Here is a 22,673-nt window from a genome sequence, read left to right as displayed (position 1 = left end):
GCCGCCACCCGGCAACACGGCTACAATGTCGGCTCCTGCGGAGGTGGCATCGATGCCGGTGAAGGCAACACCTGATACGTCTGCACCGGCATCCGCACGTTTGCCAGATCAAAGTGTTTTTTCACCATGCTGTCGAGCGCAAAGCGCACCGTCCACTGCTTCAGCGGCTGGGTGGTGAACGACACGCGAAGCGTAAATGCCGTATTCGTCAGCCCGACAATCCCGGCAAATGACGGCTCGCCAATTACCAGGCCGCGAATATCCTCCATCTGCATTAACTCTTCAACGGCGTCCCGCAGCGCCTGCTTCGCTTTGTCCGCATCCTCATGACGATCCACATCGTAGTTCGCCACAACGGAGCCAATGCCGCGCACAAAGTTGGCGAAGGTGGTGATCGATGACCACGGAATAATGTGGTATGCCCCGGTATCCTGACGCACGCCCACCGAACGAATCGACATCCGCTCGACCGTGCCGGTCAGCGGCCCGATGGTTACCAGATCGCCGGTGTTCATTCCGTTCTCAAACTGGATAAAAATGCCGGTAATAATATCCTTCACCAGCGTTTGTGACCCGAAGGAGATCGCCAGTCCCAGCGCACCGGCACCTGCCAGCAGCGGAGCGATGTTTACGCCGATTTCCGACAGCACAATCATGATGGTGATGGTACTGATGATCACCGCCAACGCATTGCGGAACAGGGTCAACAGCGTGCGTGCACGGGCGCTGGGGAGCGGTCTGCCGTGAATATCGGACACCAGACGGTTCTCGATAAGGCTCGCCAGCAGCGTCCACCCAACGGCGGAGAAAAACAGAATCAGTGCGATACGAATTAAAATATCAACGGTCTTCTCGCCTGTGCCGTTATGCAGCCAGTTCCAGAAATCAAACAGGTTCCACGCATTCAGCAGCAGCATAATCGCCACGCAGACGGTCAGAATGCGCGCCACCTTGAGGGAGACTGACATCCAGCCGTTCACGCGTTTTTGCAGTTCCGGATAATTACGCTGTACGTGCGGGGACAGGGTGATGGTTTTCGAAATCCAGCGCGACAACAGCCCCGACACAAATGCCGCGATGCCGATAATCGCCAGGCTTTTGAACGTCGCCCCCATCATGAATTTCAGGCTATTACCCGGGTCGAACAGCGAGAAGAAGCACAGCACGATGAAATAAGCGCTTGCCAGCCAGTGCCACACCAGCGCGAAGGCGCGAATGAAGAGGCTGAAGAACGACAAAGAACGATCGGCCAGATGCAGCAGACTCTCCGTGATCGCCTTTTTATTGTGGAAGATGAGGTACAGCGACCAGACGGTAATACAGAGCATGATCAACACGTTCGCCAGCGCGCCAAACTGCACGTTGACCTGGTTGGAGATGATCGGCACCGCGACCAGCAGGCCGTAGCCAATCAGGCCGCTGAGCACGCTGAGCCGCACGGCCCAGTATTTCGCGCTGTCATCACTGATATTAAACGGGCGGAGTTCAGGCACGCGCGGGCAAAAGATGACGCGCAGTACCGCTTTAAAAAATTCGATGAGCGCAAACGCGTTCAGAAAGAGCGCCTGCTGGAAGGCAATGGTTTTGTTGCCCGTATTGAGACGGTCCGCCAGCACCTGACCTACAAACAGCGTCAACGCCAGCAGCAGTAAATCAATAATAAAGGCTCCGGCGATCATGGCGGGGAGGTGCAGCCAGCTGTTTTTATGCTGGTTCTTTTTTCGGCCCCAGTAGCCCATCTTGCGGTAAAGCGGCCAGGCACAGAGGCGTACCAGCCAGTAAAAAAGAAATACCGCGCCCGCCAGCATCAAAAACTGGGTGGCGGCGGCGCTAAAGGTTTGCGGGTTAAATGCCTTATGGGGCGATCCCATCAGGTTGCGAAAGAGCTGGGCAAAGCGTGTGGAGAGCGCTTCACCAAAGCGTCGGCTCACGTCGGTGACGTTTTCCAGCACGGTTTTTTGTTCCTCTACCTGCGGCGGGGTGAGGGTAGGAACGGTCTCCTTTGGCGGCGTGGCGGCGGCTTTACGCAGCTGATCGATTAACTCTTTTCGGGAGGCATCGTTTTCAAGCACGTCGGCAAGTGCGCCGTAAGCCGCTTTTTTTTGTTCAACATCCGGTTCCGGGGGCGGCGTACTTTGCTGGGACGCGGTCGTTCCGGTGGTCACGCCGGGGATCGCCACGGCGAGGGATGGCGCACTAAACAGGCTTATCAACAGCAGCAGGAACCACGGCACGGCGTCCTCCGACAAAATATCGTGCAAAATGATAAGTATAGAGGGCGCGGGGAGGAGGGGAGTTTTTGGGAACAATCTGGCGTAAAAAAGCCGGGCAAGCCCGGCTCAGCGTGAAGCGTAAGATCAGGAGACGTGCTGCAGGAACTCCTGCAAACGCTGGCTCGGCGGATTGGCAATCAGTTCCTGCGGGTTACCGTCTTCCGCGATACGACCTTTATCGATAAAGATCAAGCGGGACGCGACTTTCTCCGCAAAGCCGATTTCGTGGGTCACGATAACCATCGTCATCCCTTCCTCTGCCAGGTCCTGCATGACTTTCAGCACTTCGTGGCGCAGCTCCGGGTCGAGTGCGGACGTTGGCTCATCAAACAGCATCATCTTCGGCTTCACTGCCAGCGCGCGGGCAATCGCGACGCGCTGCTGTTGACCACCGGAGAGCTCGGAAGGGTAGTGGTGCGCACGTTCTGCCAGACCCACTTTTGCCAGCAGATCTTTTGCCAGCGCTTCCGCCGCCGCTTTGCTGGCACCGCGCACGCGCAGCGGGCCGAACATCACGTTTTCCAGCGCCGTCAGGTGCGGGAACAGGTAGAACTGCTGGAACACCATGCCTGCTTCCTGGCGAATCAGGCGCTCGTCCACTTTCGGGTCATTGACCTTCAGACCGTCGACAATCAGATCGCCGCTGGTGACCTCTTCCAGTTTGTTAATGCAGCGCAGCAGAGTGGATTTACCGGAACCGGACGGTCCGATAATGACCACCACTTCACCCTGCGTAATATTCAGATCAATATTGTGCAGCACCTGGGTTGGGCCAAAGTGCTTGGAAACGTTTTTAAATTCAATCACAGGATTTTCATCCTTCTTTCAAGACGACGCAGAACGAAGCTCAGAACCAGAGTAATGATCAGGTAGACAACGGCTACCGCACTCCAGATTTCCAGCGCGCGGAAGTTGCCAGCAATGATCTCCTGCCCCTGACGGGTCAGCTCAGCCACGCCGATAACGATGAACAGCGACGTATCTTTAATACTGATGATCCACTGGTTACCCAGCGGTGGCAGCATGCGACGCAGCGCCAGCGGAAGAATGACGTGGCGGATCGTTTCGCGACGCGAAAGGCCCAGCGCCAGACCCGCTTCACTGAAACCTTTATGAATCGACAGCACCGCACCGCGGGTGATTTCCGCAATGTAGGCGCCCGAGTTGATCATAATGGTCACGACGGCTGCGCTGAACGGATCGATACGCAGGTCGGTGAAGGCCATTGGCAGGGCGAAGTAGATGAACATGACCTGCACGACAATCGGGGTGCCGCGGATCACTTCGATGAAAACCAGTGCGATGTGGTTTGCAATCCAGCCGCCGTAGGTGCGGGCGAAACCGGCGACAAGACCGATAATCAACCCGCCCACCAGACCCAGGACCGAAATCCACAGGGTCATTTTAGCGCCTTCAAGCAAGAGTGGAATGGCAGGCCAGATGGCGCTCCAGTCAAACTGCATGATGTATTCCTGTATACCGTGGTGAAAAACGAAAAATGTAGGCCCGGTAAACGTCAGCGCCACCGGGCGTTACAAACCTGATTTCAGGTGAAATTATTTAGGCTCAGTACCGAACCATTTTTTGTAGATTTCGTTATACGTGCCGTTCTCTTTCAGCGTTTTCAGCGCGCCGTTCACTTTCGTGCGCAGATCGTCGCTGCCTTTCGGGAATGCGATACCGTACTGCTGTGCTTCCAGAGAGTCGCCTACCGCTTTGAACTTGCCGTTACCTGCGGTTTTGATGAAGTACAGGATGTTCGGTGTGTCGTGCAGAACAGCGTCAGCACGGTTGGTGCCGAGTTCCATGTACGCGTTGTCGATGTTCGGGAACTGACGCAGGTCTTTGGTTTTAATGTTCGCTTTTGCGTAATCCACGGAACCGGTACCGCCCTTCACTGCGACAACTTTACCGTCGAGGTCTTTCACGCTTTTGACGTCATTGTTATCGGCTTTGACCATGACCAGCAGACCACTTTTGTAGTAACCGTCAGAGAAGTCGATCGCTTTTTTACGCTCTTCGGTGATGGTGATACCCGCCAGGGCCAGATCAACGTTTTTGGTTTGCAGTGCCGGGATGATGCCGCTGAAGTCCATTGGCTTCAGGGTGTAATCCAGTTTGAGTTCTTTTGCGATAGCGGCCCACAAATCAACATCGAAACCAACGTATTTATCACCCTGTTTGAATTCAAACGGAACGAACGCCGTGTCGGTCGCCACAACCAGTTTGTCGGCAGCCTGAGAGGACACCGCAAAAGCCAGGGTAAGTGCAGCCAGTGAAACTTTTAATACAGACTTCATAGCATTTCCTTTTATATCCACGGGGCGATCCCCTGAGAGAACGACAGGCACAATGAAAAAATCGTGCCAACTTTACAAGCTGTTGTTTTACAAAGGGGATGGAGTCATGCATTGCACAAAAAACGGGGCAATGATGTTGTGTTGCACCATGATGGAGCACCATTTTGGTGCGCGTCGTTTGGCTCAACTGACGGGGAGATATTTAGCGTAAATTCTGACGAAAAAACAATCTTCCATTAACGGTTGTGTGAGGTGATTATTACAATTTCTTCACTTTTGCACCGTATCAGGCCAAAAGTGTGCACCATAGATGTGCAAAACCCTCACCGGAAGGCGAGGGTTCGATAGAAAAATCGTATGGATTACTCGATGTTAGATTCGATAAACCACAGGAACTGATCCAGATCGCGGGAGGCGGCGGTGAAGATATCTGCCGTATCCTCATCTTTGGCTTCGCTAATCGCTTTGCGCACGTCATTGGCCACAATCGCGTAACGGTCTGCCAGCTCTTTCAGGTGATCCTGAACGGTATGGATATCCAGCGGGTAGCTTTTCAGTGGCGTTTTACTGTTGATAACCTGCGTGGTACCCAGCGCAACACCACCCAACTGTACGGCACGTTCAGCCATCGTATCGAGGTGTGTCACCAGTGCTGTGCGGAAGCCATCCAGCATTTCATGAACGGCAATAAAGTTTGCACCGCGCATATTCCAGTGGGCCTGTTTGGTGATCAGCGAAAGATCGATGAACTGGATCACCTGGCGATTCAGCAACTCAATGGTCGCTTTTTTGTCGCTATCCGATACATCGTTACGGGTATAAAGCAGATTAGACGCTTTCGTTTTCACCAGTTTAGCGGTACTCATAATCTCATATCCTCTTGATGTTAATGTCCCAGGTAATTACGGAACTAAGTATAGCACCGGATTTTTTCTCTGCGGTCTGGCTGTGCCTATCGGTTTAATAGCAAGAAGGAGGTTGATAATGTAATTTGTTGATATAAATAGATTATTTTAGAATTGATACAGATCAATCTTAATTGATGACAGAGAAAACAGGCCTGGCAGGATATTTCGATAATATGACAAAGTATGTAAGAAATTATAACGCCTGACGATCTGGCCTTTATTCTGCATGGCCAGAAAGCCATGCAGAATATATGGCATCAGTTGATGTCGATTTTCTCAACTTTGGGTTCCGGGCGCATGGTGAGCGTTGACCCCATTGAGGCTGCAATAATAGAGCAGAGTGCTAGCGTCTGGGTAAACGTCAGCGTTTCGCCAAGGAATACCATTCCGGAGATTGCCGCCAGGGCAGGCTCCATGCTCATCAGGGTGCCAAAAATGCGTGTCGGCAGACGCGTCAGGGCGATCATCTCCAGAGAATAGGGGAGCGCCGTTGAGAGCACTGCGACCGCCAGCCCAATGGGCATAACTGACCATTGCCAGATAGACGCCGTGGCCTGCGCCATACCGATCGGCACAAAAACGATAGCCGCAATCACGGAACCCAGGGCGACCGTTGCCGGGCCATGTTCTTCGCCTGCGCGCTGCCCGGTGAGGATATAAACGGCCCAGCAGGCACCGGCTCCGAGAGCCAGCGCGGCACCCGTAAGATCAATCTCAGTGACATTCTGGCCGAGCGGCAACAGGAACCATAAGCCCAGCACCGCCAATACGACCCAGATAAAATCCACCGGACGACGGGAAGAGAAAAGTGCCACCGCAAGCGGACCGGTAAACTCCAGCGCGACGGCGATCCCGAGGGGGATGGTCTGGATGGAGAGGTAGAACATATAGTTCATCGCCCCAAGGGACAGACCATAAAACAGCAGGGGGAGACGTTGCTCTTTTTTGAAGCGCAGACGCCAGGGTTTGAAAATGGCAACCAGTATCGCCGTGCCCAGCACGATACGCAGGGCCGTCACCCCGGGTGCCCCTACCAGTGGAAAGAGCGATTTTGCCAGCGAGGCACCGCTTTGAATGGACAACATGGCAATGAGTATGACTGCTACCGGCAACCAGACCGACGACGTGCGGGATAACCCAGGCATCCTTTCTCCTGTCAGCTTCTGTCAAATGAAGTAAAGGTTGCAGTGTAAAGGAAATATACAGCGACGGTTGAGACTCTGTTGAAAAAAAAGCCCCATGAAATCCGTAAAATGGTTAACTACTGCTGGATTAATCGTCTTAAAGATTAGGAATAATCTGGATGAATGTAACAGCACAGACGCGCAATATGGGCGTTTTGTAGGAAAAATCGCATGTGATTTGAAAGAGTTAGCTGAGGTTGGAAACGTTCTGTTACAGGAAAGACCTCGTTAGACATCACGAATCACAAAGAGTTTCGCAAAATTTTTTGATATATTTAAAACTTACGGACTTACTTGAAGCACATTTGAGGTGGTTATGAAAAAAATTGCATGTCTTTCAGCACTGGCCGCTGTACTGGCTGTTTCCGCAGGTACCGCTGTAGCGGCTACTTCTACTGTAACCGGTGGTTACGCTCAGAGCGATATGCAGGGCGTAATGAACAAAACTAACGGTTTCAACCTGAAGTATCGTTACGAGCAGGATAACAACCCGCTGGGCGTGATCGGTTCTTTCACCTACACCGAGAAAGATCGTACTGAAAACGGCGCGTACAACAAAGGCCAGTACTACGGTATCACTGCTGGTCCAGCTTACCGTCTGAATGACTGGGCAAGCATCTACGGTGTTGTAGGTGTTGGCTACGGTAAATTCCAGCAGACCGAAAACCAGGGTCTGAACCGCACTGCAAGCACCAGCGACTACGGCTTCTCCTATGGCGCAGGCCTGCAGTTCAACCCAATCCAGGACGTTGCTCTGGACTTCTCCTATGAGCAGAGCCGTATCCGCAACGTTGACGTTGGCACCTGGATCGCGGGCGTAGGTTACCGCTTCTAATCACTCCGGTGATCGAATAAAAAATCCGCCCAATGTGGCGGATTTTTTTTTGTTTGTTCCCTCTGCACGTGGGAGAGGGTCAGGGTGAGAGCATCAGTCTGATGGCAGAAATCACTTACTCTTAATATCAAAAATATCCGTACCCAGATGGTTATAGTCAACTTTCTGTAACTTGAAGTTGGTAACGTACACTGGGGGCGCTTTCTTGTTGGAGATGAACGGATACGTATTTTTTATCTCTTCGGCTTTAATCCCCGTCCACTGAGAGAAGAACTGCAGGAAATCATTCGCCGAACGGCGCGCTTTAATCACGCGATGCGTTTTATCATCACTCGACAGCACCATAAACGGTACCTGGAAGTTCTGCTGGAACTTGTCGTCATGGGCCAGGTATTGCACTTCTTTGCCACGCTCTTTAAACGCCAGCCCGTGATCCGAGAAATAGACCACAGAGAAACTGTCGCCCGTATTGCGCAGCTGATCGTACAGCTTGCTGAGCAGGTCGTCGGTTTGCGTCATGGTGTAGAGATAACAAGAGGTCTCTTTGGACTGCACGAAATCCGCGTATTTCCCGTCAGTGCGATCGCAGGCCTGCGGGTGTGAGCCCATCAGGTGAAGGACAATCAGCTGAGGCTGGGTGCGTGGGGTGGCAAACACCTGCGCCGTCATTTTCAGCAACGCTTCGTCTTTCGTATTTTTGTCGGCCTCAAAGTCACCGCTCTTCAGGAACTGCACTTCGTCAGCACGCTTCGCGATACTGGCGATGGCCGTATCGTATTCGCCAATTTGCCCCTGATTAGAGAACCACCATGTCTGGAAACCTGCGCGGTTTGCCAGGGTAACAAAATTATCCTGGTACTGGGGTTTGCCCTCTACCACACGGTTCAGCGTCAGGCCCAGCGATTTCTGCGTCGAGCCACTGGCCGCGACATAATCAGTAAACAGGGTGCCATTGACCGAGCTGGCAAACGGCGTGTTATTCCAGTGTCCACCGAATGCGCCCATTGCGTCGCGACGGGCACTCTCGCCGATCACCACCACGTAGGTATGGTATTTCGGCTTCACCGCCAGCACGTTCCAGGTGTCTTTCTTATTGGAAAGTTCAGCCATGCGGGCCTGCTCGTCGAGCACTTCTCTGTTATTCACGACAACGTCTTTCACGAAGCGGAAAACCGGATAGCCTACGTTAATGAGCCTTAACTTACCGTCCCAGGGAATATTCTGGATGGGGGCGACGAACGCCACGGCAATACTGAATACCAGACAAAGAATTTCGATCTTGCCCCAGGACTTTTTCTCAACTGAATGACGGCGGAGGGCAATAACCCCCAGCGCGAAGATAAAGAGCCCTACCACGTAGCTATACCACGGGAAGATGGTCAGGATCTCCGTCGACTCTTCCATATTGGTCGAGTGCAGCGCGAGCAGGGTATTAAAGTTTGGCGAGCCATAAGCCTGGCCAAACGGGAAATAGAGGGCAGCGACCAGCGAACAGATTCCAATCAGCGTTTTTTGCACGCGCGGAGCGGCCCGCCACAGCACATGCAGAATGCAGGTGAACGCCACCGCATACAGCAGGCTGAAGGGATAGCCGAGTGCAAAGTTAATCAGCAATGACTGCAAAAAGTAAAACGCCGTCCACGGGCTTAAGGCCCGGCTACGGGTAACGACAGAATCTATCAGGGTTAAATTCATAGGTCACTATCATGGATAAAAACGCCATGTGCTCACCCTGGCGTCAAGGGTCATAACCTGCCTGACAGTGCGTAGAAAGGGAATGAGGGTCCGCTTCAGCGAGCCGCAAATAGTGCAGGGCTGCAAGAAGATAGTGCGAGCGCAAAATAATAGCAACAGTTGCCCAACAGATGTTTTGCGAAGAGGATTGCAAATCCGTAAAAAAGATCGGGAATAGGGCGGCCGGAAGCCAGTTTACAGCGGGAATGTGACGCAGAGATGAAGCGGCGTACCGCAACGCCGCTTAGTGGGAAGGTTTGTCGTCCTGATGCGGTTTGTTGTTAAACATATCGCACAGCATGTTCAACAGCATCAAGCGCACTTTAAAGGGAGAGTGGGTAAACACGGTCATACACCTCTTGAATTCGTTCATAAGACCTCCTGATTTTTGATCCCTTCGATCCGTGAAGGGTGACTGCATTACATACAGATATAGCACAGGCTATATTGTATAGCTATGGCTATTTCGTTAATTTTTTGTGCTTGCAGAGGGATGGTTTACAATGTGCGCTCTCGATACCGGGCGCTGGAAGCGTCACCCCACTGAGGAAGTACAATGAACCGTCGCGCAGGTAAGCCAACAATCAGAAAAACGACGCAGCTGGTGAATGTTGAAGAACATGTCGAAGGGTTTCGCCAGGTCCGTGAAGCGCACCGTCGTGAACTGATTGATGACTATGTTGAGCTGATTTCCGATCTGATCCGTGAAGTCGGGGAAGCGCGGCAGGTCGATATGGCCGCCAGACTGGGGGTATCACAGCCGACAGTGGCTAAAATGTTAAAACGTCTGGCTTCGGTGGGCTTAATTGAAATGATCCCCTGGCGCGGTGTATTTCTGACGCCGGAAGGGGAGAAGCTTGCGCAGGAGAGCCGCGAGCGTCACCAGTTGGTCGAGAACTTTTTACTGGTACTGGGCGTTAGCCCGGAGATTGCCCGCCGGGATGCGGAAGGAATGGAGCACCACGTAAGTGAAGAGACGCTGGTGAAGTTTCGTGAATTTACCCTTAAATACGGTCCCTCCGCTGAATGAAAATCCCCGGACTGCATGCCCTGGCACGCGATCGTTTCTTCCATCTCTTATTAATCATTGGCGCAGGGTTAAGCCTCTTTGTGCCGTTTGCGCCCCGCGCCTGGGTTGCCGCCATTGACTGGCGCACCATCATTACCCTGAGTGGGTTAATGATGCTGACCAAAGGGGTTGAGCTGAGCGGCTATTTTGACGTGCTGGGCCGTAAAATGGTGCGCCGCTTTGCCACCGAGCGCAGGCTGGCGCTGTTTATGGTCTTCTCCGCTGCGGTGCTGTCGACGTTTCTGACCAACGATGTGGCACTGTTTATCATCGTGCCCCTCACGCTGACGCTACGCAGGCTTTGCGAGATCCCGGTCAGCCGGCTGATCATCTTTGAAGCGCTGGCCGTGAACGCCGGTTCTCTGTTGACCCCTATCGGCAACCCGCAAAATATCCTGCTCTGGGGGCGGTCCGGCCTGTCGTTTGCCGCCTTTACCTGGCAGATGGCCCCGCTGGCACTGGTGATGATGCTGTCGCTACTGGCGGTATGCTGGTTTGCTTTTCCGGATAAAAAACTGCAGTACCATAGCGGAACCGCGGGCCCGCAGTGGCAGCCGCGTCTGGTCTGGAGCTGCCTCGGGTTGTACATCGTCTTTCTCATCGCGCTGGAACTGAAGGTTGAGCTGGCGGGTGTGCTGCTGGTCGCCGCAGGCTTTGTCGTGCTGGCACGCCGGGTGCTGGTGAGCGTGGACTGGACGCTGCTGCTGGTCTTTATGGCGATGTTTATTGATGTGCATCTTCTTATCCAGCTTCCGGTGCTGCAAAACGTGTTGCACAGCGTCAGCACGCTGTCTCAGCCGGGTCTGTGGCTGACGGCCATTGGCCTGTCGCAGTTTATCAGCAACGTGCCTTCCACCATTCTGCTGCTCAACTATGTTCCGCCTGACACCCTTCTGGCCTGGGCGGTGAACATTGGCGGGTTTGGGCTGCTGCCCGGCTCGCTGGCAAACCTCATCGCCCTGCGTATGGCCAGCGATCGTCGTATCTGGTGGCGCTTCCATCTCTGGTCTCTCCCCATGCTGGTGTGGGCTGCGGCGATCGGTTTCGGATTATTCCTTCTCATATAGTGCGCAATTTGTCAGTTTTTCCTGGCAAACGTATAGCAACGTCCTAGCTTTAGTGAACGGCATAGTGTGATGCCGCTCACTGACAGGACCGTTGCTGAACTATGGCTGAAGATCAAAAAACGCCTGCTGACGAGCAGGAAAACAACAATAATGAACGTAAGCGACCGGGCAAAAAACCGTTAATTATCCTCGGCATTGTCGTGGTAGTGATGGTTGTCGTGGCGCTGGTCTGGTGGTTTTTAACCCGTAACGAAGAGACAACTGACGACGCCTTTACCGATGGCGATGTGGTGACGATTGCCCCCAAAACGGCGGGCTATGTCACCGGGCTGCACGTGCGCGATAACCAGCGCGTGAAAAAAGGCGATCTGCTGGTGGTTATCGATCAACGCGATACCACCGCCCAGCGCGATCAGGCTCAGGCTCAGCTTGGACTGGCTATCGCGCAGCTCCATCAGGCCCAGGCGCAGCTGGCGCTCTCAAAAGTGCAGTATCCTGCCCAGCGTGACGAAGCGAAAGCGCAGGTACTGAAAGCGCAGGCCGATCTGGCGAACGCGGAGGCGGAGTACCGTCGTCAACGCGGCGTCGACCCGCGGGCGACCACGCAACAAAGTATTGATTCTGCGAACGCACAGCTACGCAGCGCACAGGCTGCACTGGCCAGCGCCCAGGCGCAGCTGGAAGTGGCGGAGCAGGTTCAACTGCAAATTCGCCAGCAGGAAACCAACGTTGAAGCGCGTGAGCGTCAGGTCGAGCAGGCGAAAGCGCAGCTCGAAACGGCCAATCTGAATCTCTCCTACACCGAAGTCCGCGCCCCGTTCGACGGCTTTGTCACCAAACGCAACGTGCAGCCCGGGACGCTGGTGCAGGCGGGCACCGCGCTGTTCTCACTGGTTTCCCCTAACGTATGGGTGGTGGCGAACTTTAAAGAGTCCCAGCTTGAACGCATGAAGCCCGGCGATAAGGTCACCGTCTCCGTGGATGCGTGGCCGGATATGGAACTTGAGGGCCACGTCGACAGTATTCAGCAGGGCAGTGGCTCACGCTTCTCCGCTTTCCCGGCAGAAAATGCCACCGGCAACTTCGTCAAAATTGTGCAGCGCGTGCCGGTGAAAATCGTGATTGATAAGGGACTCGACCCGAATAAACCGCTGCCGCTGGGGCTGTCGGTGGCGCCGAAGGTGACAGTGGAATGACGGATCATAGCCACGACAGCTGGAAACCCGCCAGTAACCCGTGGGCGGTGGCGATTGTGGTCACCCTGGCGGTGTTTATGGAAATTCTGGACACCACCATCGTTAACGTGGCGCTGCCGCACGTCGCGGGTTCGCTCTCCTCCAGCTATGACGAATCGACCTGGGTTTTAACCAGCTATCTGGTGGCGAACGGCATCGTGCTGCCCATCTCGGCGTTTCTGAGCCGGGTATTTGGCCGCAAGCAGTTCTTCTTAATCTGCATTGTGATGTTCACCGTCTGCTCGTTCCTGTGCGGGATCGCCACCGAGCTGTGGCAGATCATCCTGTTCCGCGTGATGCAGGGCTTCTTTGGCGGCGGGTTGCAGCCTACCCAGCAGTCGGTGCTGCTCGACTACTTCAAGCCGGAGGACCGGGGCAAAGCGTTTGGTCTCTCCTCTATTGCGATTATCGTTGCGCCGGTGCTCGGCCCGACGCTCGGCGGCTGGATCACCGACAACTACTCCTGGCGCTGGGTGTTCTTTATCAACATCCCGGTGGGGATCGTCACGGTACTGGCGATCTATCAGCTGCTGGAAGATCCGCCGTGGGAGAGTAAATCGAAAGAGAAGCTAACCATCGACTGGACGGGGATCGGGCTGATCGCCTTAGGGCTCGGCTGTTTGCAGGTGATGCTGGACCGGGGAGAGGATGAAGACTGGTTCTACTCAAACTTTATCCGCACTTTCGCCGTGCTGACGCTGATCGGCATCATCGGCGCGATCTACTGGCTGGTGTATGCCAGAAAGCCGGTGGTGGATCTGCACTGTATGAAAGACCGCAACTTCGCGATCTCCAGCCTGTTAATGGCTGGGATGGCGATGATTTTATACGGCAGCTCGGTGGTGATCCCGCAGCTGGCGCAGCAGGATCTGGGCTATACCGCCACCTGGTCGGGGCTGGTGCTGTCGCCCGGCGCGGTGCTGATTGTACTCACCATCCCGCTGGTGCTGAAGCTCATGCCGGTGGTGCAGACGCGCTGGATTATCGCCTTTGGCTTTACCTGCCTGGCGGTCTCGTTCTTCTGGTCACGTACGCTGACGCCGGATATCGACTTCGAAACTCTGGTGCTGTTCCGCAGCGCTCAGTCGATTGGGCTGGGGTTCCTGTTTGTGCCGCTCACCACGATTGCCTTCATCTCGATACCGAGACGGCTCAACGCCGACGCGGCGGCGCTGTTTACCATGTTCCGCAACGTGGCGGGCTCGATTGGGATTTCTCTCTCGACGGCGGCCATTACCGAACGTTCGCAGGCCCATAGCGCGCATCTGGCGTATCACGCTTCACCGTTTAACGAGCAGTTTCAGCAGGCGATACGCGAAAGCGCCCAGGCGATCCAGAACTTCACGACTCAGGTGGGTGACCCAACCGGCATTGCCACCGGGCGGATGTACCAGACCATGATCGAGCAGTCGCGCTTCCTGGCCTACATCGACGTCTTCACCCTGCTGAGCGTGGTGGCCTTGTTACTGATTCCGTTTTGTTTGTTGCTCTCGCCGGTTAAGAGCGAGGGGAGTGCAGGAGCACATTGATGATACACAGACGTTTACACCCCCTGATGATAATGCTGCTGCTGGCTGGCTGTGCCGTGGGACCGGATTACCAGCCACCCGCGCCGCCGGCCGTCACGCACTGGAACGATAAGGGCGACAGTGGCGTGAAATCGAAAACCACCTCCGCTGCGACCAACCCGCGCTGGTGGAAAACCTTCGGCTCGCCGCAGCTCGATAGCCTCGTTGAACGGGCTATTGCCGGAAACCTGACCCTGCAGCAAACGGTGCTACGCATCGCCGGGGCACGTGAACAGATTAATCAGGCAGGCGGAGCATTTTTCCCGTCGGTTAACGGCAATCTACAGGCGACGCGCCAACAGCTCGGGCTGGAAGGCGAGCTGAAATCCCACGGCGTGTATGACCAGCTGGATAATGTCGATCCAGCCCTGCGGGGCGCGTTAGGCCCGCTGACGCAGCCGATCAACCTCTACCAGGGCAGTTTCGACGCCCAGTGGGAAATTGACCTGTGGGGCAAGGTGCGCCGTCAGGTGGAAGCCGCGGAAGCCCAGCAGAAGGCGGCTATCGAGCAGCGTAACGACGCGCTGGTGTCGCTGGAAGCGGAAGTGGCGCGGGCGTGGCTACAGCTGCGCGGCGCGCAGAGCATTATCGCCACCCTGAACACCCAGATTGAGAGCGCGCAGCAGACGCTGGATCTCACCGAAAGCCGCCAGCGCGGCGGGCTCTCGCCACAGATGGACGTAGAAAATGCCCGGGCGCAGCTGGGAAATCTGGAAGCGCAACTGCCGCAATATCAGGCGCAGGCGCGGCAGGCGATGAACGGCCTGGCAATCCTCCTCGGCAAGCCGCCGGGCGCTTTGGATGCCGAACTCCAGTCAGCGCAGTCAATGCCTGCGCTGCCGGATATCGTGCAAACGGGCATTCCGTCCACGCTGGCGCGCCGTCGTCCGGACGTGCGTGAGGCGGAGGCGAATCTTCATGCCGCCACGGCGCAAATCGGCGTCTCGGTGGCCGAGCTGTTCCCGAGCTTTACCCTCTCCGGGCAGTTTGGCCTGCGTAACAGCGAAACCAACTGGCTGACCGACTGGAGCAGCCATTTCTACAGCTTCGGCCCGCAGGTTTCTATTCCAATTTTCCAGGGCGGACGACTGGTCTCCAGCGTGAAGGTGGCGCGCGCGCAGCAGGGGGCAGCGGTGCTGGACTATCGGCAGACGGTGCTCACCGCGCTCGGCGATGTTGAAAACGCGCTCGTCAGCTACCGCACCGACCAGCAGCGTGAAGCCGGCCTCGCAAAAACGATCGACGCCCTGCAAAACGCCTTTGACTTAGCCAGCGACAGTTACCGACAGGGCATCGCCAGCTTTATCGACGTACTGGATGCCCAGCGTCAGCTCGCCCAGGCTCAGCAGCAGCGCGCTCAGGCGCAGGTACAAAGCGCGCTCGACCTGGTGGCGCTCTACAAGGCGCTTGGCGGCGGCTGGGAGCCGTATCAGCAGGTGCAGCTCCCGGATTACAGCGTCTTTGGCGACGCCCCGCGCGGATAAATTCAGAGGATTGGGCAAGAAACGGACAGGAACGCCACATTCGCGATGACAGAGGGGCGGGTATAACTAACTGGCACCCATTCGACATGTGAGGAATGACTTATGCGTTATCAAAAACTGGGCAACACCGGTCTGTTTGTTTCTGAACTCTGCCTCGGAACCATGACCTTCGGCGGGGAAGGCGGCATGTGGGGCAAGATTGGCCAGCTGCAGCAGAGCGAAGCCGAACAGCTGGTGGGCCGCGCGCTGGATGCCGGGATCAACTTTATCGACACCGCCGACGTTTACTCGGAAGGGCGCTCGGAGGAGATCACCGGCCAGGCGCTGAAGAACCTGAAAGTTCCGCGGGAGAACGTGGTGGTCGCGACCAAAGTGTTCGGTGAAACCGGCACCGCGGGCGTGAACTCGCGCGGCAGCTCGCGATATCACATCATCGGCAGCGTGAAGGAGAGTCTGCGCCGCCTGCAGCTGGATCATATCGATCTCTACCAGCTGCACGGCTTTGACCCTGCCACCCCCATTGAAGAGACGCTCCGTGCGCTGGATACCCTGGTACAGCACGGCCACGTGCGCTATATCGGCGTCTCGAACTGGGCAGCGTGGCAGATTGCCAAAGCGCTTGGCATCTCCGAGCGTCTGGGGCTGGCACGCTTCGCGTCTTTGCAGGCGTATTACACCATCGCCGGGCGCGATCTTGAGCGCGAGCTGGTGCCGATGATGCAGAGCGAAGGCGTCGGGCTGATGGTCTGGAGCCCGCTGGCGGGCGGTCTGCTGAGCGGGAAATACGATCGCAACGGGCAGAGCGAATCGGGCGGGCGCCGTCTGGAGTTTGACTTCCCGCCGGTCAATAAAGATCGCGCCTTCGACTGCGTGGATGTAATGCGCACGATTGCCGAAAGCAAAGGCGTCTCCGTCGCGCAGATCGCGCTGGCGTGGCTGCTTCATCAGAAAGCGGTAACTAGCGTGATCGTGGGCGCGAAACGCGTCGATCAGTTGAATGACAATATCGCCGCAACCGGGATCCGCTTAAGCGAAGACGAGCTTAAAAAGCTTGATGCCGTCAGCGCGTTGCCGGGGGAATACCCGGGCTGGATGCTTGAGCGCCAGGGGGAATATCGTCGTAACCAGCTTGCACAGCAATAACCGTCCTCTCCCCGGTGGCGCTTCGCTTACCGGGGCTGCTTTCCGTAGGCATTATTTCAATCCATCTCACAAAAAACGATCCTCCCCTTTGATCCCCTTTTCATCTTCGCCTATATGACTAGTCATGAAATTTAAAATGACTAGTCATATAGGGAGAGAGCATGAATACATCGCTGCCAGCCAATTTTTTATGGGGCAACTCGGTCTCCAGCATGCAGACGGAAGGGGCATGGAACGAGGGCGGAAAGGGCATGTCGGTCTACGACATTCGTGAAGCCGGGGAAAATATCTCCGACTGGAAAGTGGCGACCGACTCCTACCACCGCTACAGGGAAGATTTCGACCTGATGCAGGATCTGGGCATGAACTGCTACCGCTTTCAGATCTCATGGAGCCGTGTCTGCCCGCAGGGTGATGGCGCGTTCAACGACGAGGCGATCGCGTTTTACGACCGCTTTATTGACGATCTTATCGCGCGCGGCATCGAGCCGATGATCTGCCTCTATCACTTCGATATGCCGTTGGCGCTGGCGCAGGAGTACAACGGGTTTAACGATCGCCGCGTGATGGAGGCCTTTATCCGCTACGGCAAGAAGATGATCGACTGCTTTGGCGACCGGGTGAAGTACTGGCTGACCTTCAACGAGCAGAACATTTTCCATATGCCGGAAGCCTTCCGCATTTCCGGTTACCTGAAAGGGGAGCAAACCCTTCGCGAGCTCTATGAGTTACAGCACCATGCGATGGTGGCGCATATGTCGCTGACCGAGTATCTGCACCAGACCAAACCGGGCCAGCTGATGGGCGGCATGCTGGCGCACCAGTTGATTTACCCGGCGACCTGCAAACCGCGCGATATCTTCTGCGCCCAGCAGTACGATGAATTCCTCAACCAGAACCTGCTGCGCGTTTTTGCGGGTCAGGGTTACAGCCCGGCGGTGATGGCGGTGGTGGAGCAGGAAGGCTTTGGCGATATCTACCGCGACGAAGATTTAGCGCTGCTGGCGCGCACCAAAAACGACTATATGGCCTTCAGCTATTACGCCAGCAAAACGCTGGACAGCGATGCCATCCCGGAAGGCACGCCGGTCAACTATTACCTGCTACACGGTGAAAAAAATAACCCGTACCTGAAAGCCACCGAGTGGAACTGGCAGATCGACCCTATGGGCTTTCGCACCATCATCACCCGCTACGCCAACGACTGGCGGATGCCGGTCTTCCCGATTGAAAACGGTATTGGCGTGATTGAGTCCTGGGACGGCGTCAACCCGATTGAGGACACCTACCGCATCGACTACCACCGGGCGCATATCGACGCAATGAAAGCGGCGATGTTCGAAGATGGCGCAGAGGTCATCGGCTACCTCGGCTGGGGGTTAATCGACATTCTCAGCTCCCAGGGCGACATGCGTAAGCGCTACGGCGTGGTCTACGTCAACCGAGAAAACCACGACCTGAAAGACCTGAAGCGCGTGCCGAAGAAAAGCTACGCCTGGCTGAAACAGGTCATTCATACCAACGGACGCGAGATGTAAGCCGTACGCTGCCGGGCCGTTTTTGTGACTGATTGATGGGAACTATCCGCTATGTCTGAAACAAAAATCACACCGCATATGCAGTCCTTTGTCGATAAATTTGTTGAGTTCTCGGCGCGCCTGGCAAACCAGGTGCACCTGCGCTCCCTGCGCGATGCCTTCGCCACGGTGATGCCGATTTTCATCCTCGCCGGTCTGGCGGTGCTGGTGAACAACGTGGTGTTCCCGTGGATTTTTGACGGCGACACGCTCACGCAGTTTAAGGTCTGGGGGGAGGCGATAATCAACGGCACGCTGAATATCGCCGCGCTGCTGCTGGCCCCGATGATTGCCTGGTCGCTGGCGCGCAATAAAGATTTCGACAATCCGGTCTCGGCAGTGGTTATCGCTGTCAGCAGTTTTATCATCATGATGCCGATGCGCCTGCAGTTGACGCCTGTCGGCAGCGAGACCACGGTGAACGTCACTCAGGTACTGACGTTCGCCAATATCGGCTCTACCGGGATTTTTGCCGGAGTGCTGATCGGGCTACTCTCAACGGAGCTGTTTATTGCCATTTCGCGGCTCAAGGCGCTACACATTTCGCTGGGGGAAAATGTGCCTCCGGCGGTGAGTAAATCCTTTACCGCGCTGATCCCAACCATTCTGACATTGTCAGTATTTGCCGTGCTGGCAGCACTGCTGGCAAACGTGCTGCACACGGACCTGATCCATCTCATCACGACCTTTATCCAGCAGCCGCTGCGGCTGATCAACACCAGCCTGCCAGGAACGATTTTTATCTACAGCTTCGGTAACTTCCTGTTCACGCTCGGGATTCATCAGTCGGTGGTCAACAGCGTGGTACTGGAACCGTTCCTGCTGATCAACACCAACGAGAACATGCTGGCCTTTGCCAATGGCCAGCCCATCCCGCATATCATCAACAACATCTTCGTGCCGACGTTTGGCATGGTGGGCGGGACGGGCAGCACCATTTCGCTGCTGATCGCCATCTTTATCTTCTCCCGGCAGAAGTCGGCGAAGCAGGTGGCGCGCCTGTCGCTGGCGCCCGGTTTATTCAACATCAACGAGCCGGTGATTTTTGGCCTGCCGATTGTCTTTAACCTGCCGCTGATGATCCCGTTTGTGCTGTTGCCCGCGATTGGCATTTACGTTGCCTGGCTCTGCACCACGCTGGGGTTAATGTCGCGCTGCGTGGTGATGATCCCGTGGACCACGCCGCCGATTCTGAGCGCCTGGCTGGCCACGGCAGGGGACTGGCGGGCGGTGGTGGTGCAGTTGGCAATCATTGTTTTTGGTGTATTCTTCTACCTGCCTTTCCTCAAGATTGCCGAGCGAGTGGCGTTGAAAAACAGCGGGATAGAAAACTAACTGAAAGGAAGGACGATGGCGGCGAAGTACATCACCATAGCGCGGGAAATTAAAAAACGCATTATCAGCCAGCAGTACGCCGCCAACGAACCCCTGCCGGACCAGTTTGCGCTGGCAGCGGAGTTCAGCACCAGCCGGATGACCATCCAGCAGGCGATGCGCCAGCTGATTGTAGAAGGTCTGGTTTATACCCGTCAGGGGCAGGGCACCTTTATCCGCAAAAACTTCCTTCAGCTTTCCCAGTGGGATCTCTCCGGCAGCGACTATTTTGGTGCCACCAAAACCTGGGAACATCTGGGTACGGTCACGAGCCAGGTGGTGCATTTTGAACTGCGCTTCCCGAACGAGAAAGAGCAGGCGTCGCTGATGATTAATGCCGATGCGCCGGTCTATGATTTCATTCGCCTGCGTTTATTAAACGGTGAACCGATGTCGCTGGATTCAACGGTCATGCCGATGACCCTGGTGCCCGGCCTGACGAAAAGCCATCTTGACGGTTCGGTGTTTCAGTATGTTCAGGAGACGCTGGGGCTGAAAATTATGGGGTCATACAGGGTGGTGCGGGCGCTAAAACCCAATGCGCTGGACAGGCAACATCTGGTCTGCGAGGAAACCGATCCGGTGCTGGAGGTGGAGCAGGTCATTTATCTGGAAGATGGCACGCCGCTGGAATATGCCCACTGCCACTATCGGTACGACCACGGCGGGATAGTTATCGTGAATAACGGGTAAAAAAAAAGCGGGCATCGAAGCCCGCTTTTTTAATGCTCGTTATTAGTTCAAACGCACCGGCATACCGGAGCGGTTCTGCACGGCCTGGTCAACGATGGTCGTTTCCACGTCAGGCTGTGAAGTCACCGCCTGCACCGCGCTGTTCAGCGTAACAGGGACGACTTCGTTGTTGTTGATCTGGTCTTCGCTGGTAGACAGCGGGTTGTGCACTTCAATGTAACGGCTACCGTCTGGCTCAGTGGTGGCTTTTACCGGTTCGTTAATGAACTGCACGCGCGTACCGACCGGCACGTTTTCGAACAGGAACTTGATGTCGTCGTTACGCAGACGCACGCAGCCGTGGCTTACGCGCAGGCCGATACCGAAGTTGGCGTTGGTGCCATGAATGGCGTACAGACGGCCAATGTACAGCGCGTACAGACCCATCGGGTTATCCGGGCCGGCTGGCACAACGGCTGGCAGCGGTTCGCCGGCAGCGATGTATTCTGCGTGCATTTTGGCGGTAGGGGTCCAGGTTGGGCCCGCTTTCTTACGCTCAACTTTGGTGGTCCAGTTCATTGGGGTGTCTTTACCCAGCTGGCCGATACCGATTGGCAGCACGATAACGGTGTTGGTGCCTTTCGGGTAGTAATACAGACGCATTTCGGCGCTGTTAATGACGATACCTTCATGAACGGTATCCGGCAGGATCAGCTGCTGAGGAATATTCAGTACGGTACCCGCTTTTGGCAGATACGGGTCAACGCCCGGGTTTGCTTCCAGCATGTTGGACAGGCCCAGCTGGTACTGTGCGGCGAAATACTCCAGCGGCTGAGAGTTACCTTCTGGTACCGTCACCACCTGGTTTTCGCCCACCAGACGGCTTCCGTCTGTCGGCAGGGGATACGTCACCGCAGACGCGGTCTTACAAAAACCTACTACGGCTAACGCCGCCGCAAAAAGCGTTGTTAATTTCATGTTCATGTTGTGCGAGGTATCTAAGCCATTCAGGCGATGAGTTGATAAGTCTGAATCTATGATGGGAGCGCATTATATGTGCATTCCCGCTCGCAGGGAATTCAGATGTGTACGAAATCACATTTTTTTCGATTTTGTTAAAGTTTAGTGGATTGCCGCAACACGGGATCTCAATTCGGAATTGTGGCATAATGCCGTGTTTATCACACTTTTCGCAGGAATCTCCCCGTGTTAGTTACCAGCAACGTCACTATGCAGTTTGGCAGTAAGCCGCTGTTCGAAAACATTTCCGTCAAATTTGGCGGCGGCAACCGTTACGGCCTGATTGGTGCCAACGGTAGCGGAAAATCCACCTTTATGAAGATCCTCGGCGGCGACCTGGAGCCGACGCTTGGCAACGTGTCGCTCGATCCGAACGAGCGCATCGGTAAGCTGCGTCAGGATCAGTTCGCCTTCGAAGAGTTCACCGTGCTGGACACCGTGATCATGGGGCACGCGGAGCTGTGGGAAGTGAAGCAGGAGCGCGATCGCATTTACGCACTGGCTGAAATGAGCGAAGAGGACGGCTACAAAGTGGCCGAACTGGAAACGCATTACGGCGAGATGGATGGCTATTCAGCTGAAGCGCGTGCGGGCGAGCTGCTGCTGGGCGTGGGCATTCCTGTTGAACAGCATTACGGCCCGATGAGTGAAGTCGCGCCAGGCTGGAAGCTGCGTGTCCTGCTGGCGCAGGCGCTGTTCTCTAACCCGGACATCCTGCTTCTCGACGAACCAACGAACAACCTGGACATCGACACCATCCGCTGGCTGGAGCAGACGCTGAACGACCGCGACAGCACCATGATCATCATTTCGCACGACCGTCACTTCCTGAACATGGTCTGTACGCACATGGCGGATCTGGACTACGGCGAGCTGCGCGTGTACCCGGGCAACTACGACGAATACATGACGGCTGCGACCCAGGCGCGTGAACGCCTGCTGGCCGACAACGCCAAGAAGAAAGCGCAGATTGCGGATCTGCAATCCTTCGTCAGCCGCTTCAGCGCGAACGCCTCTAAGTCTCGTCAGGCGACGTCCCGCGCCCGTCAGATCGACAAAATCAAGCTGGAAGAAGTCAAAGCCTCCAGCCGTCAGAACCCGTTCATCCGCTTCGAGCAGGACAAGAAACTGTTCCGTAACGCGCTGGAAGTGGAAGCCCTTACCAAAGGCTTCGATGAAGGTCCGCTGTTTAAAAACTTCAACCTGCTGCTGGAAGTGGGCGAGAAGATT

At 55.5% G+C, this 22,673-nt stretch carries 20 protein-coding genes; 11 read left to right on the top strand and 9 right to left on the bottom strand.

The window, feature by feature from the left end:
- Positions 1–20 precede the first annotated feature (20 nt).
- From ybiO to rhtA, 6 genes are all read right to left on the bottom strand, one after another.
- The gene (ybiO, locus tag L977_RS01140) at positions 21–2,234 is read right to left on the bottom strand and encodes a mechanosensitive channel protein (RefSeq protein ID WP_047624363.1); all 2,214 of its coding nucleotides are present in this window, start codon (positions 2,232–2,234) and stop codon (positions 21–23) included.
- Positions 2,235–2,357: 123 nt separating this feature from the next.
- A complete protein-coding gene (gene glnQ, locus L977_RS01135; protein ID WP_014883107.1) occupies positions 2,358–3,080 on the bottom strand; it encodes a glutamine ABC transporter ATP-binding protein GlnQ in 723 nt (240 codons plus the stop codon).
- Positions 3,077–3,736, bottom strand: a complete 660-nt coding sequence (gene glnP, locus L977_RS01130; protein ID WP_003858462.1) for a glutamine ABC transporter permease GlnP — start codon at positions 3,734–3,736, stop codon at positions 3,077–3,079. Before glnP ends, glnQ begins: the two co-directional genes overlap by 4 nt.
- 93 nt (positions 3,737–3,829) lie before the next feature.
- Positions 3,830–4,573: a glutamine ABC transporter substrate-binding protein GlnH gene (gene glnH / locus L977_RS01125; RefSeq protein ID WP_014883108.1), complete on the bottom strand. Its 744-nt coding sequence runs from the start codon at positions 4,571–4,573 to the stop codon at positions 3,830–3,832.
- 362 nt (positions 4,574–4,935) lie between these two features.
- Positions 4,936–5,439, bottom strand: a complete 504-nt coding sequence (gene dps / locus L977_RS01120; protein WP_008501171.1) for a DNA starvation/stationary phase protection protein Dps — start codon at positions 5,437–5,439, stop codon at positions 4,936–4,938.
- Positions 5,440–5,738: 299 nt separating this feature from the next.
- A complete protein-coding gene (gene rhtA / locus L977_RS01115; protein ID WP_014883109.1) occupies positions 5,739–6,626 on the bottom strand; it encodes a threonine/homoserine exporter RhtA in 888 nt (295 codons plus the stop codon).
- Positions 6,627–6,981: 355 nt separating this feature from the next.
- Between rhtA and ompX the strand changes: the two genes are divergently transcribed.
- Complete coding sequence (gene ompX, locus L977_RS01110; protein ID WP_014883110.1) at positions 6,982–7,500, top strand: outer membrane protein OmpX; 519 nt, start codon at positions 6,982–6,984, stop codon at positions 7,498–7,500.
- Positions 7,501–7,611: 111 nt separating this feature from the next.
- Here ompX and L977_RS01105 read toward each other — a convergent pair whose 3' ends face one another.
- Positions 7,612–9,195, bottom strand: coding sequence for a phosphoethanolamine transferase (locus L977_RS01105; protein ID WP_047624360.1), 1,584 nt, complete (start codon positions 9,193–9,195; stop codon positions 7,612–7,614).
- A gap of 283 nt (positions 9,196–9,478) precedes the next feature.
- Positions 9,479–9,607: a manganase accumulation protein MntS gene (gene mntS, locus L977_RS01100; protein WP_014831181.1), complete on the bottom strand. Its 129-nt coding sequence runs from the start codon at positions 9,605–9,607 to the stop codon at positions 9,479–9,481.
- Between the two features lie 183 nt (positions 9,608–9,790).
- Here mntS and mntR point away from each other — a divergent pair, with 183 nt between their 5' ends.
- From mntR to L977_RS01055, 9 genes are all read left to right on the top strand, one after another.
- Positions 9,791–10,264 carry a manganese-binding transcriptional regulator MntR gene (gene mntR, locus L977_RS01095; RefSeq protein WP_014169260.1) on the top strand — a complete coding sequence of 158 codons (474 nt, stop codon included), beginning with the start codon at positions 9,791–9,793 and terminating at the stop codon, positions 10,262–10,264.
- Positions 10,261–11,370 (top strand): anion transporter, encoded by a 1,110-nt coding sequence (locus L977_RS01090; protein WP_023332471.1) that lies wholly within the window; start codon positions 10,261–10,263, stop codon positions 11,368–11,370. Before mntR ends, L977_RS01090 begins: the two co-directional genes overlap by 4 nt.
- Before the next feature lie 101 nt (positions 11,371–11,471).
- Positions 11,472–12,566, top strand: a complete 1,095-nt coding sequence (locus tag L977_RS01085; protein WP_047624356.1) for an HlyD family secretion protein — start codon at positions 11,472–11,474, stop codon at positions 12,564–12,566.
- A complete protein-coding gene (locus tag L977_RS01080; protein ID WP_047624354.1) occupies positions 12,563–14,134 on the top strand; it encodes a DHA2 family efflux MFS transporter permease subunit in 1,572 nt (523 codons plus the stop codon). The genes L977_RS01085 and L977_RS01080 overlap by 4 nt, the downstream gene beginning before the upstream one ends.
- Positions 14,134–15,657 carry an efflux transporter outer membrane subunit gene (locus L977_RS01075; protein ID WP_047624353.1) on the top strand — a complete coding sequence of 508 codons (1,524 nt, stop codon included), beginning with the start codon at positions 14,134–14,136 and terminating at the stop codon, positions 15,655–15,657. The genes L977_RS01080 and L977_RS01075 overlap by 1 nt, the downstream gene beginning before the upstream one ends.
- 102 nt (positions 15,658–15,759) lie before the next feature.
- Positions 15,760–16,800, top strand: coding sequence for an aldo/keto reductase (locus L977_RS01070; RefSeq protein WP_014883115.1), 1,041 nt, complete (start codon positions 15,760–15,762; stop codon positions 16,798–16,800).
- A 161-nt stretch (positions 16,801–16,961) separates the two neighbouring features.
- Positions 16,962–18,338 (top strand): glycoside hydrolase family 1 protein, encoded by a 1,377-nt coding sequence (locus tag L977_RS01065; RefSeq protein ID WP_047624351.1) that lies wholly within the window; start codon positions 16,962–16,964, stop codon positions 18,336–18,338.
- Positions 18,339–18,389: 51 nt separating this feature from the next.
- Positions 18,390–19,712 carry a PTS sugar transporter subunit IIC gene (locus L977_RS01060; protein ID WP_014883117.1) on the top strand — a complete coding sequence of 441 codons (1,323 nt, stop codon included), beginning with the start codon at positions 18,390–18,392 and terminating at the stop codon, positions 19,710–19,712.
- Positions 19,713–19,727: 15 nt separating this feature from the next.
- Positions 19,728–20,444, top strand: a complete 717-nt coding sequence (locus tag L977_RS01055; RefSeq protein WP_014883118.1) for a GntR family transcriptional regulator — start codon at positions 19,728–19,730, stop codon at positions 20,442–20,444.
- Between the two features lie 42 nt (positions 20,445–20,486).
- Here L977_RS01055 and ldtB read toward each other — a convergent pair whose 3' ends face one another.
- Positions 20,487–21,407 carry a L,D-transpeptidase gene (gene ldtB, locus L977_RS01050; protein ID WP_014883119.1) on the bottom strand — a complete coding sequence of 307 codons (921 nt, stop codon included), beginning with the start codon at positions 21,405–21,407 and terminating at the stop codon, positions 20,487–20,489.
- Positions 21,408–21,629: 222 nt separating this feature from the next.
- On the opposite strand from ldtB, the gene L977_RS01045 reads away from it, so the two are divergent.
- Positions 21,630–22,673 (top strand): ATP-binding cassette domain-containing protein (locus L977_RS01045; protein ID WP_047624376.1); only part of this gene is annotated, 1,044 nt, incomplete at its 3' end.

The organism is Enterobacter sp. ZOR0014 (genome assembly GCF_000798855.1).
Classification (GTDB): Bacteria; Pseudomonadota; Gammaproteobacteria; order Enterobacterales; family Enterobacteriaceae; genus Enterobacter; species Enterobacter kobei.
Note: the sequence above shows the minus strand (reverse complement) of the source record. Positions and strands in the feature narration are given on the sequence as shown.